Genomic DNA, 13163 nt, shown 5'->3' with positions numbered 1-13163 from the left:
CGCCGGACGCCCCGTCACCTTCGTCGTCCACCCCACAGGCCGCCCCACCCGACACCTCCACGATCGAGGTGTTGCGACGACCGGTTGAATCCACCCAATACACATCTATCAAGCTCACAACCCGCCTGCTCAAGGCCGGAATTGAGGCAAGCATGGGCACCGTCGGCGACTCGTTCGACAACGCCCTGGCGGAGAACTTCTGGAGCGTGCTGAAGTGAGTGCGCCGCACGACCTTCGCGACCCGCACGGACGCAGACCTGGCGCTGTTCGCCTACATCAACGACTGGTACAACACCCGGCGCATCCAGAAGCGTCTCGGCTGGCTCAGCCCGGACGAGTACGAGGCGAAGCACTACGCCGACCAGGCGACGACCGAACCAGTGGCCGTCGAACCACCCACACCCGCCCTGACCAGCTAATCAGCACCTCCCGCACACCGGGGGAAGCTCACTCCCGGATGCCAGAGGCCTGGAGACGGCGCTCCATCGATGGATCCGGGCCCAGGGTGCCTGCCTTCTTTACGCACGCCGCTTCGCGCCCGCGTACGATCACGAACCGTCGCCGATGAAATGAGGCTGGATCGATGCCCCGTACCCCAACGCCGATACACCTGACCGCTGTCACCCTGGCCTTGACGGCTCTGCTGGCTTGCGCAGCCTGCGCTGGACAGACAAATGTCGTGCCGTCCGCTCCCGTGCCGTCCGCTCCCGTGCCGACGAGTGCCGCCGCGTCCCCCGCCGCCGCAAGCCCTCCGCCGAGCTCGGCCCGACCGGATCAGCATCAGCTGGACACGGCTGCGGATGCGGTTTCACACCTCGGCGGCTCCTACCAGGATGTCTTCACGGGCCTGATGGTGGACGTTCCGGACGGTTGCGTCATCGTCTACCGGAAGCCGGGCGGTGGCGGCTTCGACGCCGCCCTCGCCCACCTGGGTCTGGGCGTGCGCGTGAACCTGCGCGACGCGCCGCGCTCGATCAGCGAGCTGGCCGCCACCCGCAACCGGGTCGCGGCACTGATAGGGCACACGAGCGACTACAGCATCGTCATGGTGGGCGACGGATCGGCAGTGAGCTTCACGCTCGGCGTGGTCGAGGTCGGCGTCAGCGGCAATCTGGCCAGCGCCCAGGCAGACCTGCGCGGCCGCTTCGGTGACCGGGTCACTGTCTCAGTCGCCCAACCGCTCGCGGGCTGACCTGGCTTTGTACGTGAGTTGTGGGTTCTGGCACAGATCTTGGGGAGCGATCGCGGAGCGTCACCTTGGTGTTCGATTGTGAGGGGCTGGGTCGCGTGAGACCGCGTACGCCTGGCTGCCCGGCAGCCGGATGTGACGCTCCGTCAACTCCTTGGTGGTATCTGCCGTGGTCGGCCGGTGGCGGTGATCGTGCTGGTCATGCAGACCAACGCATCGTCCTGGGACTCGCTCGTGTTCGACGGGATCGACGACTTGGACGTCGAGGCGGTGACCGCCTTGTTCGGTACGGTCGAGGTGGTGGCGCGGGGCCGGGGTGCCGGGGCGGAGTGTCCGGACTGTGGCCGCTTCTCGGACCGGGTGCACGACCGCTATCGCCGCAGATTGAAGGATCTTCCGCTCGCTGAGCAGGGCTTCGCGATCCGGTTGGTGGTCCGGCGTTTCATCTGTGGGGCGGCGGACTGTCCGCGTCGGACGTTTGCTGAGCGGTTCTCGCGGCTGGCTGCCCCGTACGCACGGTTCACCACCCGGCTCAACCATGCCCTGGAGCACGTGGGGGGCTTCCCCCCGAAGCATGGACACGTTCGTGCGGTTATGCGGCAAGCATCATGCTATCTGACTGACGTTCGTAGCTGATGGGGCTGAGATGGCCGTTGGCCGAGTGTCTGCGCCAGGTGTTGAACCTGGTGAGCCACCGGAAGACGGCCAGGCGGCAGGCGCGGGCCCCGGCCCAGCGGCGGGCGCCCTTGAGAGTCTCCCGCTTCAGGGTTGCGTGGAAGCTCTCGCAGGCGGCGTTGTCCGCCGAGGTCCCCACGGCGCCCATGGACCGCGTGACGCCCAACTCATGGCACAGGTCCGCGAATTGCTTCGAGCTGTACTGAGCCCCGTGATCACTGTGGAAGATCGCTCCACCGAGGCCACCGCGGGTTGCGGCGGCCATGCGAAGGGCGTCCGCGACGAGGTCGGTGCGCATGTGGTCGGCGATCGACCAGCCCACCACCCGGCGACTGAAGCAGTCCAGCACTGTCGCGAGGTAGAGGAACTCCCCGTCACCGACCGGGAGATAGGTGATGTCGCCCATGTACTTGGTGTTCGCAACCGCAGCGGTGAAGTCCCGGCCGAACAGGTCCGACACCGGAACCGCGGACGGCTCGCCCACCGTGGTGCGGACGCGCCGGCGCAGGTGCACGCCGACGATCCCGCGCTCGCGCATCACCCGCTCCACCCGCTTGTGGTTGACCGCGACGCCGCACGCCCGCAGCTCGGCGGTGACGCGCGGGCTGCCGTAGGTCTCGTCGGACTCCGTGTGGATCGCCGTGATCCGCGCCGCCAGGTCCTCATCGGCCCGGCGCCGGGCCTCGCGGGCCGGCGAGGCAGCCGACCACCGGTAGAACCCGGAGCGGGACAGGCCCAGCACCTCGCACAGCCGCTTCACGCCGAAGGCGTCACGGTGGCCGTCAACGAACTGGAAGCGACTCACCAGCTCGTCTCGCCCGCGAAATACTTGGCCGCCCGGCGCAGGATCTCCCGCTCGGTCTCCAGCTCTCAAACCCGGGCCCTGAGCTGCTTGTTCTCCTTCTCCAGCATGTTCTCGGAGGGTACAGGGACGCCGGGGCCGGCGGCCGGGCCGTCGGCGACCTGTTCGCGCTGGCGGGCCCGGTGAGCGTTGATCCAGTTCCGCAGCGTCTCGTGATTGACACCGAGGTCGTCGGCGACCGAGCGGATCGTACGCCCGGGATTGTTCACGTACAGCGCGACGGCGTCCGCCTTGAACTCCGGCGAGTACACCTTCATCACCACGGGGGGACTCCTCATCCTCTGAACCCTCAAGGTCCAGTGTCCAGGGTGTCCACACATAGAGGGAAAGGCCCGCGACCGGCGTACCCCCCTGGAGACCAACGGGGGGCAGCCGGTCCCGCGCCGACGTGCGGTGCTTCGAGGCTTTCCCCGATCGTCAGCTGCTCGGACGCGGGGACGGCAGGGCCACGGAGCCCGCCGCCAGGGGCCATTCACGATGGAACGGGGGAAGCGGGAACGTGCCCTCGACGACCGGGGTCCCGAACACCTTGAGGTGGGCGAGCAGCGAGCCGGTCAGGTCGATGCCGCCGACCAGGGACCAACTGCCCTGGGCCTGCGGCGGGTTGCCGGAGGAGTCGGCGGTCAGCGAGCCTTCGGCCTGGGCCCGCAGGTAGGGGGCGACGGTGGTCTCGACGCCGACGGTGTCGTAGAGGCCGACGGAGACCTGGGCACCGAGGGCGGCGCGGACGCCGGCCTTGCCGGTGAGGCGCACCCGGACCGGGGAAACCTTGGTGTCGGCGTCGGTGGTGGGGGTCCAGCCCTTGCCACCGGTGTAGTCGGCGCGGACGGACCAGGTGCCGGTGGCCTCCTGTTCGGCCTCCAGGTGCACCTGGCCGTCGGCGCTGATCTCCAGGTAGCAGGTGAGGCCGAGGTTGACGACGACGGGCAGCCCGGCGACGGTGAGCACCGGACTGGCCTGCAGCTTGGCGAAGGGCAGCCGGACGGGCGCCGCGCCGGTGCTGCGGGCGAGGTCGCCGGTCACCTTCCACTGCGCGTGGGCGCCGAGGTCGAAGCCGATCGACGCCGTACGCGGGCTGCCGGCGGCCGCCCCGTGGTACGAGAAGTGGACGGCGGGGTGGAGCTGGAGGGAGCCGGAGGCGTCCACGCTCGCACCGTCGGGCAGCGGGACGGGGGCCTTGACGTCGACCTCCAGGGTCCCGGAGGCGTCGGCCTGCACGCCCGCCATGCCCGCGCCGACGGTGGCCTTGAGGTCCTTGACCAGCGGGGTGACGGTGATGCCGTGCGGGTCGACGGGGACACTGCCGTCGGCCTCGGTACCGCCGAGGAGTTCGGCGAGGGTGGCCGGGCGGGTGGTGAGGTTGAGGCTGGCGCCCGCGCCGGGGCGGACCCCGGTGACGGCGACCAGCACGCCCTGCGGCGCGGCGGCGGTGGGCGGACTGGCGATCAGCTGCCCGGGCTGGACCGCGGGGGCGGGAGTGGCCGTGGCGGTGGCCGTGGGGCTCGCGGACGGCGGCGCCGAGAGGACGGCCGTGCCGCCCGCCGGGTCGTAGGCGGTGAGTTGGAGGTTCTGGGTGGCGGCGGTGGCCGCGCCGCCGTCCTTGGCGGGGGCGGCGATGGCGGCCTGCCGCTCGCCGGCCGGGGCGGCGGTGACCGGCGCGCCGGAGGCGGCGGTCGGCCGCCCGGTGGCGGGGGTCCGGCTCGGGGCGGCGGCCCGGGCGCGGGGGGTGCCCGCGGGCTGTGCGGCGGTCGGGCCTCCGGTGGCGGCTGCTGGGGTGGCGGCGGTGGTGGCGGCCGGTTCGGGGGTGCCGACGGCGGCCTGCGGGGTACCGGTGGTGGTCGGCCCGCACGCGGCGACCCCGGCGAGGACGAGGGTGAGGAAGGCGGGGGCAGTAGCCCTGCCTATGGAGCTTTTGAACACGCGGCGTCATGTTACTGACGAGGAATAAGTTTGTCGAAGACAGGCCAAGCCGCGCCGAATCGCAGGCCAGGCCGCCCGCGTCGGTGGCGACGGATGGCCTGACAGCGGACTTCGGTTCGCGACTCAGCGCGGCCGGTGATGGGCGCGGGCCTCAGCGGCGGCCTTGAGGTCCCGCAGCCAGGCGTCGAGACCCTGGCGGAGGACCTCGGTCGCGAAGGGAACGTTCGCGTCGACCTGGGCACCGGTGTGGGTCTCCTCGGTGCTCACCCGGACACCGCCCTGCACCGTGGTGAAGTTCCAGACGTGGACGCCGTCGATGCGCAGCCCCTCGCCCGTCGCCGGGCCGGTCCAACGGATGCAGGAGCCGCGCTTGAGCTGCTCGACGGTCGAGGTGATGTCCAGGCTGGTGGCGGGAGTCGAGGGGTTCGGGGGCACCGGGGTCGTCCACCGGAAGGCCGAACCCTTGCGGAACGGACCGTCGTCGAGGCGTTCCACGGTCTCGACGGTGGCCTGCCAGGACGGCCAGCGCTCCACGTCGGTCTGCACCTTCCAGATGGTGCGCAGCGGCGCGTCGATCACGGTCTCGGCACGGTAGCGGACCAGGGCCTTGGGGTCGACGCCCTTCCCCTGGCAGGTGAGGGACGCGCCGGGTCGGGAGGTGGCGGCCCCGGCGGGCGCGGCGGCGGCGCCGAGAAGGCTGACGGCGAGCGGGACGGCGAGCAGGGCGGTGCGGATTCCGGTGCGGCGGAGGCCGGACATGGGAGTTCCCCTCGATCGGTCGGCTTGTCGCGCCGAGATAGATGCCAGCGCGTTCGTTAGAAGTTATAACGCGAGGCGGCGTGAAGGGTCAACAGGTTTCGCTAGAACCTCTCACCATCCCTTGAGCGCATAGCCCTACGAGCCGCGCCGAACCCGCAGGTCAGACCAGTCGCGCCACCGGCAGCGCCTCGCCCGACAACGGACCCACCGGCACCTCCGCCGCCAGCTCGGCCAGGTACCGGGCCCGGGGCATCGGCTCGGCGCCGAGGCTGCGGATGTGCGGCCCGTCCCACTGGGCGTCGAGCAGTCGCCCGCCGGCCGCGGCGAACCGCGCCCCGAGGTCGGCGACGGCGACCCGGGCGGCGTCCGGGCGGCGGTGGAACATCGAGTCGAGGCTGAGGACGGGCCCGACGGCCACGCCGAACACCCCGCCGACCAGCTCCTCCCCCTCCCACACCTCACCGCTGTGGGCGATGCCGAGGGCGTACAACCGGGCCAGCCCGCCCCTCAACTCCTCGGTCAGCCAGACGGGTTGGCGGCCCTCGGCGCAGCGGTCCAGCACCTCGCCGAAGGCCCGGTCGGCACTGGTCCACCACGGCGACCGGTGGCGCAGCCGCCGGGCCAGCCGGCTGCCGAGCCGGACGCCGCCGGGCGGCAGGACGGGCCGGGGGTCGGGCGACCACCAGGCCAGCGCGTACGGATCGTCCCCGCCGGGCAACAGCGACGACTCCCCCGTCCCGACCGCCTGTTCGTACCGCGCCTCGTTGTACGCGCTCGCGTACTCGTCCGCCGCCGGCATCGGGAACAGGCCGCGCCGGTACGCCGCCAGTAGCTCCCGCGCTCCGAGCCCGGCCCCGAACGCCACCGGCCCGTCCCCGGGCCCGCCCCGGACGTCCACCCCGTCGAAGACGCTCATCCGCGCAGCGCCTGCGGCGGCGGCCCGAGGAAGCCCTCCGCGGCCAGCCGCCGCAGGTAGTGGTCGAGCAGCCCGGCGTCGACGGCGGGCAGTTCGATCCCGCTGCCGGCGAGCGCGGCATCGGTGTTGGTCCGGTCGAAGCGCGGGAAGGTGGGCCGGAAGTACATCTCGCTGAGCGACAGCTGCGACCCGGGGGCGCGGTCGACGAACAGCGGGACGAACGGCGTGATGGGGTGGCCGGGGTGCCCGGCGGCGAACCGGACCAGGCCCTGCACCCACTCCCCGTACGGGAGTTCGGCGATCGGGTGGCCGCGCGCCCGGAGCCGTTCGGCGAGGTCCGCGAGGACGGCCGGGTCCGGCGAGGTCAGGTGGTAGACCTCGCCGTTGGCGGGGGCGTGGGCGGCGATGTGGGCGACGGCCCGCCCGAACCGGTCGGCCGGCACGAAGTCGAGCAGCAGCCGCACGTCCGGGCAGGTGCCGCTGTCCGCCAGGTACTTGATGAGCGCGCAGATCTCGGTGCCGGTGTTCATCACGCCGGTGGCCAGGTCCCCGGTGACGTCGTTGGTGCGCAGCACCGTGACCGGCAGCCCGGCGGCGGCCGCGTTGTGCAGCAGCTGTTCGGCGACCCACTTGCTCTCGACGTAGCCGACGCCGAGCTTGTCGGGGTGGGCGAGCGGGGTCCGCTCGGTGACCTCGCCGACGCGGGCCGCGCCGAAGCCGGCCAGCACGGCGAGCGTGGACAGGTAGTGCACGGGTATGCCCCGGCTGTGCCCGGCGAGGCGGACGATCTCGCGGGTACCGCCGACGTTGGGCCCGCGCAGCTGGTGGTACGGGTAGATGAAGTTGACCTGTCCGCCGAGGTGGTGGATGGCGTCCAGGCTCCCGGCCAGCCGGTCGAACTGGCGCTGCGTCAATCCGAGTCCGGGCTCGGCGAGGTCGCCGACCAGCGGCACCACCCGGGGGTCGACGAGGTCGTGCCGCAGGAAGCGCTGCTGGGCGGCGCGCAGGCGTTCCAGCGCGTGCTCCTCGTCCGGGGCGCGGACCAGGCAGTGGATCCGGGCCCCGGTGGTGGCGAGCAGGGCGTGCAGCAGGTGGGCGCCGCAGAAGCCGGTCGCGCCGGTGAGCAGGATCTCGGCGGGCTCGGCGCGGCTGGGCGCGGGGCTCCAGGACTGCGCCACGGGGTGGGTGAGTCGGGCTTCGGCGGCCCAGTCGACGGCGGCCTCGCCGGTGCCGGAGCCGTCGGCGCGGGCGAGCCGGACGGCGGTCGCGAAGGCGCGCAGGGTGGCGTCGCGCAGCAGGGCGCGGGTGAGGGCACGGATCCGGGTGACGTCGATGCCGAGCATGATCCGGGCGCGGGCGAGCATCTCCATGGCGAGCAGCGAGTTGCCGCCGAGGGCGAAGAAGTCGTCGGCGGGGCCGACCTCCTCGCCGCCGAGCAGTTCGGTCCACAGGTGCCCGATCGCGGCCTCGACGGTTCCGTCGAACGCGTGCGGTCCGTCGTCCGGCGCACGGGGCCCGCCGTCGGGCGTGTTCGACCCGCCGTCGGGCCGGCGCGCCCCGCCGTCGAGCTGGCGCGCCCGTGGCTCGGCACGTGACAGGAGGCGGCGGTCGACCTTCCCGGCCGGGGTGAGCGGCAGGTCCGCCAGCACCACGAACTCGGTCGGGACCAGGTACGCGGGCAGCCGTTCGGCCAGGTAGGCGCGGATCCGGACGCGGCGGGCCCAGGATCCGGCGGCGGCGGTGCCGGCGGCGCCGTCGGCGAGCGTGTAGTAGGCGGTGAGCACGTGGCTGCCGTCGGAGGCCTCGCCGTCGGCGGCGACCCGGGCCTGCCGGACCTCGGGGTGGGCGGCGAGGACGGCCTCGATCTCGGCGGGGTCGACGCGGTAGCCGCGCACCTTCACCTGGTCGTCGAAGCGGCCGAAGATCTCCAGCTGTCCGTCGGCCCGCCAACGCCCGGCGTCGCCGGTGCGGTACATCCGCTCGCCGGGCACCGGCGCGTACGGGTCGGGCAGGAAGGACTCGGCGGTCGACACGGGGGCCCGCCAGTAGCCGCGCGCGAGGCCGGGCCCACCGAGGTGGATCTCGCCCTTCTCGCCGGGCCGGACGGGGTTGAGCCGGGCGTCCAGCACGTGCGCCCGCACGCCGGGCAGCGGTCGGCCGATCGGCACCGGCGCGGCCGGCCCGCCCGGCGCGGCGTCCAGCAGGGCGGGGGTGACCTCGCAGAGCGTGGAGGTGACGGCGGCCTCGGTGACCCCGTAGGCGTTGACCAGACGGACGCCGGGCAGCCGGTCCAGGCAGCTGCGGCAGTCGTCGGCGTGCACGGTGTCCCCGCCGACCAGGACCAGCCGCAGCCCGTCCGGGCCGGGCCCGCCGGGCGGGAGCAGCGCGAGCACGTGGTGCCAGTACGCGGGGGTGAGGTCGACGACGGCGAGGCCGAGCTCGTCCATCCCCTGCACCAGTTCGGTGGGCGCCCAGGTGCGGCCGCCGCCGAGGACGAGGCTGGCCCCGGCGTGCAGGGCGGCGAAGACCTGCTCCAGCGCGGTGTCGAAGCCGAGCGCGGCGAGTTGCAGGACCCGCTCGCCGGGGGTGAGCCCGTAACCGCGGACGACCCGGTCGAGGGTGAACACCAGCGAGCGGTGGGTGACCGGGACGCCCTTGGGGGTGCCGGTGGTGCCGGAGGTGTAGATCAGGTACGCGAGGTCGTCCGGCCCGACGTCGTCCGGCAGGGCATCGCCCGGCGGCGGGCCATCCGGACCGGCGCCGTCCGGCGAGGGTCCCTCGGGCAGCGGGCCGGTCAATCCCCCGGCGTCCACCGCGAGCGACTCGGTACCCGGCAGGTCCCTACCGTCCGTGACGGCCACCCGCGCCCCGCAGTCCTCGACGAGCCGGGTGAGCCGCCGCTCCGGGAACCCCGGGTCCAACGGCAGGAACGCCGCGCCCGCCTTCAGCACCCCGAGCCAGGCGACGACGAGGCCCGCCCCGCGATCGAGGCAGACCGGCACGACCTGCTCGGTGCCGACCCCGCGGGCCCGCAGCGCGCGGGCCAGCCGGTCGCTGCGCCGGTCGAGCTCGCGGTAGCTCAGCGTGGCGTCCTCGGCGATCACGGCGACCGCGTCCGGGTCGCGCGCGGCGCGGGAGGCGAAGAGGCCGTGCACGGTGTCGGCCAGGCCCGCCGCCACCGCCCGCCCGCGGCGGTGCTCCCCGGGGAACCCGAGCTCGGGCGGGCGCCACTCGCGCTCCACGTAGGCCCGGCAGGCGGCGCGGGCGGCCGGCCCGTACACCCGCTGCCAACCGCCCGGCACGGTCAAGTCGCCGGGCCAGATCGCATACTGACCGTTGTCGTTTCGAACCACGGCGTGCCGCCCGGAGTTCACATCCGTTCGTACGCCCTGTGCGCTGTCTGCTGCGTCGTCCACCGGCTTGACCTCGTGCTGTGGCGGCAGAATGCTAGGGGGTGCGACATTTCCGACTATACGCACTCACGCCACAGGGAGAGCGTCCGATCGCGATCCGACCGGACGTGACGGTCCTGTGCGCCCGTCGGCCCGGAACGAGATGACCCCTCCACCGCCAAGACCCGCCCTCGCCCGAACTCCCCCGTCCGACCGGCCGGGTGACGTCGCGGAGGAGGTAGCCTCGTTGACACCTCGGCGACAACGCCTGATGGTCTGCTACCTGCTGTGGATGGTGCTGCTCACCGGCATCTACTACGCCTTCCCCGCACAGCGGATCATCTGGTGGACGGGCATCGGCCTCGGCGGCGTCGCCGCCATCGTGGTCGGCGTCCGCCTCAACCGCCCCGCGCACGCGCTGTTCTGGTACCTGCTGGCGCTCGCCAACCTGAGCTTCTCCGCGGGCGAGGTCGTGCAGGTCGTCCAGACCCAGTTCCTGCACCTCGACAACCCGTTCCCGTCCGTCGCCGACGGCTTCTACCTCGCCGAGTTCGTGCTGTACGCGGCCGGCGTGCTCGGCTTCATCCGCTGGCGCACGGCCCGTCAGGACCGCGCCGGCCTCCTCGACGCGCTGATCCTCACCATGGGCCTGGCCCTGCTCGCCTGGATCTACCTGATCCTCCCGTACGCCCTCAACCCCGACCTCGGCTGGTTCCAGAAGGCCGTCTCGATCGCCTACCCGCTCGGCGACGTGGTCGTCCTCGCCCTGCTGCTGCGGCTGCTGACCCCGCGCGGCGGCAACAGCCGCTCGCTGCAACTGCTCGCCGTCGGCACCGTGGGCATCCTGGTCTCGGACACCCTGTACGGGCTGATCCAGCTGCACGGCGGCTGGCACATCGGCACCGGCGTCGACCTCGGCTGGGCCGCGTTCTACACCGCCTGGGGCGCGGCCGCGCTGCACCCGTCCATGGTCGAGCTGACCAGACCGGTCCCCACCCAGCAGCCCGACCTGAGCGCCGGCCGCCTCGTCCTGCTCACCCTGGCCTCGCTGGTCGCCCCGGCCATCCTGATCATCGAGTCGCTGAACGGCAACACCCGCAACGCGGGCGTGATCGGCGCCTTCTCGGCGCTCCTCTACCTGCTGGTGCTGGCCCGGCTGGCGGTCGTCGTGGTCGCCCGGCGGCAGGCGATCGCCCGGGAGCGGGCCCTGCGCGAGGCCGGCGCCAGGCTCACCGCGGCCCTCAGCGTCGAGGAGGTCGCGGACGCCGTCCAGGCCGCCGCCTCCACCCTGATGCCCACCGAACCCGGGCACGTCGCGCTGCTCGCCGTCACCGAGGCGGGCGTCCTGCACGTCCGGCACGCCGAACGCGGCGCCGCCCAGCACCTCCTCGGCCCCGCCGCCGACTCCGGCCAGGCGCTCGCACTCGCCGCCTACCGGGAGACCCGGCTCCTGCCCATCGAGGACATCGGCAGCGACCTGGCCACCCGCCTCGACGGCATGCCCTCCGCCCTGCTGTGCCCGCTCACCCTCGACGAGCGCCCCTCCGGCGACCCGCTGATCGGCGCGCTCATCGTCACCGGCACCGCACAGGAACTCACCAGCCTGTGGGGCTCGCTGGAGATCCTGGCCGGGCAGGCCGCCCTGGCCGTCGAACGGGTCGTGCTGAGCCAGGAGGTCAACCGCCGCAACAGCGAGCTGTACTTCCGCACCCTGGTGCAGAACGCCAGCGACGTCATCCTGATCCTGGACGCCGACGACAGCGTCCGCTACGCCTCCTCCTCCGCCGAACGGGTCCTCGGCCACCCAAGCCTCGACGGCACCCTGCTCACCGACCTCGTCCCGCCCGAGGACAGCCGGGCCGTCGGCAAGGCCCTGGCCCGGATGCGCGGCCCGGCCGAACCCCCTCCGGCGGGCCCGCCGTCACGCGAACAGCCCCGCGAGCACTGGCGGCTGCTGCGGCAGGACCGGACCCCGATCGAGGCCGAGGTGCGCTTCAACGACCTGCGCGCCGACCCGACCGTCGGCGGCCTGGTGCTCACCCTGCGCGACGTGACCGAGCAGCGCCAGATGGAGCGCGAACTCACCCACCGGGCCTTCCACGACTCCCTCACCGGCCTCGCCAACCGGGTGCTGTTCCAGGACCGGGTCGGCCACGCGCTGTCCCGCGGCCAGCGCAGCGGCGCCGTCACCGGCGTGCTCTTCCTCGACCTCGACGACTTCAAGGTGGTCAACGACACCCAGGGCCACGCGGTCGGCGACGAACTGCTGGTCGCCGTCTCGCTGCGGATCTCCACCGCCCTGCGCAGCTCGGACACCGCCGCCCGCCTCGGCGGCGACGAGTTCGCCGTCCTGGTGGAGGACGCGCTGCTCCCGGCGGACGTGGACGCCATCGCGGACACCGTGCTGACGGTGTTCGCCGAACCGTTCAAGCTCAGCGCGGGCGCCGTCCGGGTCGCCGCCAGCATCGGCGTCGCCACCACCGAGGACAGCGTGGACGCCACCGAACTGCTCACCCACGCCGACCTCGCGCTCTACTCCGCCAAGGCCGCCGGCCGCCGCCAGTGGCACCACTACCAGCCGGCCCTGCAGGCCGGGCTGGTGGAACGGCACGAGCTGAACGAGAACCTGGACACGGCCATCGCCGAATCCGCCTTCCAGCTGTACTACCAGCCGATCGTCGACCTGCGCACGGGCGATCTGGTCGCCTTCGAGGCGCTCGTCCGCTGGCCGCACGACCGGCGCGGCATGGTCCTGCCCGACGAGTTCATCGCCCTCGCCGAGGAGAGCGGCCAGATCGTCCCCCTCGGCGCCTGGATCCTGGAACGCGCCGCCCAGGAGGCCGCCGCCTGGCACGCCGCCAGCTCCGCCCCCCGCGCCGCCGCCGGCCGGCCCCCGCTCCGGGTCAACGTCAACGTCTCCGCCCGCCAGTTCCGCGACGCCGGCTTCGTCGACGTCGTCCGCGGCGCCCTGCACACCTCCGGCATCGACCCGCACACCCTCGTCCTCGAACTCACCGAATCCGTCCTGATGCGCCGCGACGACCGCGTCCACGCCGACATGGCCACCCTCAACGGCCTCGGCATCGGCATCGCCATCGACGACTTCGGCACCGGCTACTCCTCGCTCTCCTACCTGCGCGAGTTCCCGATCTCCATCCTCAAGATCGACAAGTCCTTCATCGACGGCCTCGGCCTCTCCCCCCAGCAGTACGCCCTCGTCGAGGGCATCGTCCGCATCGCCGACACCCTCGACGTCCAGGTCATCGCCGAGGGCATCGAACACCCCGAACAACGCGACCTCCTCGCCGCCATGGGCTGCCCCCTCGGCCAGGGCTACCTCTTCGCCCACCCCCTGACCGCCCCCCAGGCCCGCGCCCTCGTCGGGGACACCACCTACGAGCAAGTCTGACGCGGCGCCCCGGGGATTCCGCCCGGGATTCGGCCGTGCCG

Annotated in this window: 8 protein-coding genes and 2 pseudogenes; 5 read left to right on the top strand and 5 right to left on the bottom strand. The window is 73.0% G+C overall.

The window, feature by feature from the left end; all coding sequences use genetic code 11:
- The 4 genes and pseudogenes from ACIOJE_RS34885 to ACIOJE_RS34870 all read left to right on the top strand — a co-directional run.
- Positions 1–218, top strand: a pseudogene (locus ACIOJE_RS34885) (hypothetical protein); the annotation flags it as partial.
- Complete coding sequence (locus ACIOJE_RS34880) at positions 219–419, top strand: IS3 family transposase (RefSeq protein WP_400781853.1); 201 nt, start codon at positions 219–221, stop codon at positions 417–419.
- A gap of 290 nt (positions 420–709) precedes the next feature.
- Complete coding sequence (locus ACIOJE_RS34875) at positions 710–1192, top strand: hypothetical protein (protein ID WP_400781850.1); 483 nt, start codon at positions 710–712, stop codon at positions 1190–1192.
- Positions 1193–1369: 177 nt separating this feature from the next.
- Positions 1370–1825, top strand: a complete 456-nt coding sequence (locus ACIOJE_RS34870; RefSeq protein WP_400781848.1) for a transposase family protein — start codon at positions 1370–1372, stop codon at positions 1823–1825.
- On the opposite strand, the pseudogene ACIOJE_RS34865 reads toward ACIOJE_RS34870, so the two are convergent.
- The 5 genes and pseudogenes from ACIOJE_RS34865 to ACIOJE_RS34845 all read right to left on the bottom strand — a co-directional run bounded on the left by ACIOJE_RS34865 (position 1782) and on the right by ACIOJE_RS34845 (position 9737).
- Positions 1782–2989, bottom strand: a pseudogene (locus ACIOJE_RS34865) (IS3 family transposase). The gene ACIOJE_RS34870 and the pseudogene ACIOJE_RS34865 overlap by 44 nt on opposite strands.
- A gap of 154 nt (positions 2990–3143) precedes the next feature.
- Positions 3144–4646 carry a hypothetical protein gene (locus ACIOJE_RS34860; protein ID WP_400781846.1) on the bottom strand — a complete coding sequence of 501 codons (1503 nt, stop codon included), beginning with the start codon at positions 4644–4646 and terminating at the stop codon, positions 3144–3146.
- A 123-nt stretch (positions 4647–4769) separates the two neighbouring features.
- Positions 4770–5405 (bottom strand): SRPBCC family protein, encoded by a 636-nt coding sequence (locus tag ACIOJE_RS34855; RefSeq protein ID WP_400781844.1) that lies wholly within the window; start codon positions 5403–5405, stop codon positions 4770–4772.
- Between the two features lie 160 nt (positions 5406–5565).
- On the bottom strand, positions 5566–6321 hold the full coding sequence (locus ACIOJE_RS34850) for a leucyl/phenylalanyl-tRNA--protein transferase (RefSeq protein ID WP_400781841.1): 756 nt from the start codon (positions 6319–6321) through the stop codon (positions 5566–5568).
- The gene (locus ACIOJE_RS34845; RefSeq protein WP_400781838.1) at positions 6318–9737 is read right to left on the bottom strand and encodes an amino acid adenylation domain-containing protein; all 3420 of its coding nucleotides are present in this window, start codon (positions 9735–9737) and stop codon (positions 6318–6320) included. The genes ACIOJE_RS34850 and ACIOJE_RS34845 overlap by 4 nt, the downstream gene beginning before the upstream one ends.
- A gap of 223 nt (positions 9738–9960) precedes the next feature.
- On the opposite strand from ACIOJE_RS34845, the gene ACIOJE_RS34840 reads away from it, so the two are divergent.
- Positions 9961–13122, top strand: coding sequence for an EAL domain-containing protein (locus ACIOJE_RS34840; protein WP_400781835.1), 3162 nt, complete (start codon positions 9961–9963; stop codon positions 13120–13122).
- Positions 13123–13163 lie beyond the last annotated feature (41 nt).

Source organism: Kitasatospora sp. NPDC087861 (assembly GCF_044742585.1).
Lineage (GTDB): Bacteria > Actinomycetota > Actinomycetes > Streptomycetales > Streptomycetaceae > Kitasatospora.
The sequence above is the reverse complement of the archived record's forward strand: the minus strand, read 5'-3'. Positions and strand labels throughout refer to the sequence as shown.

What these genes read in the sequence shown, in the direction of transcription:
- ACIOJE_RS34855 (WP_400781844.1), bottom strand. Translation starts at nt 5,405, where the DNA reads ATGTCCGGCCTCCGCCGCACCGGAATCCGCACCGCCCTGCTCGCCGTC.
- ACIOJE_RS34850 (WP_400781841.1), bottom strand. Translation starts at nt 6,321, where the DNA reads ATGAGCGTCTTCGACGGGGTGGACGTCCGGGGCGGGCCCGGGGACGGG.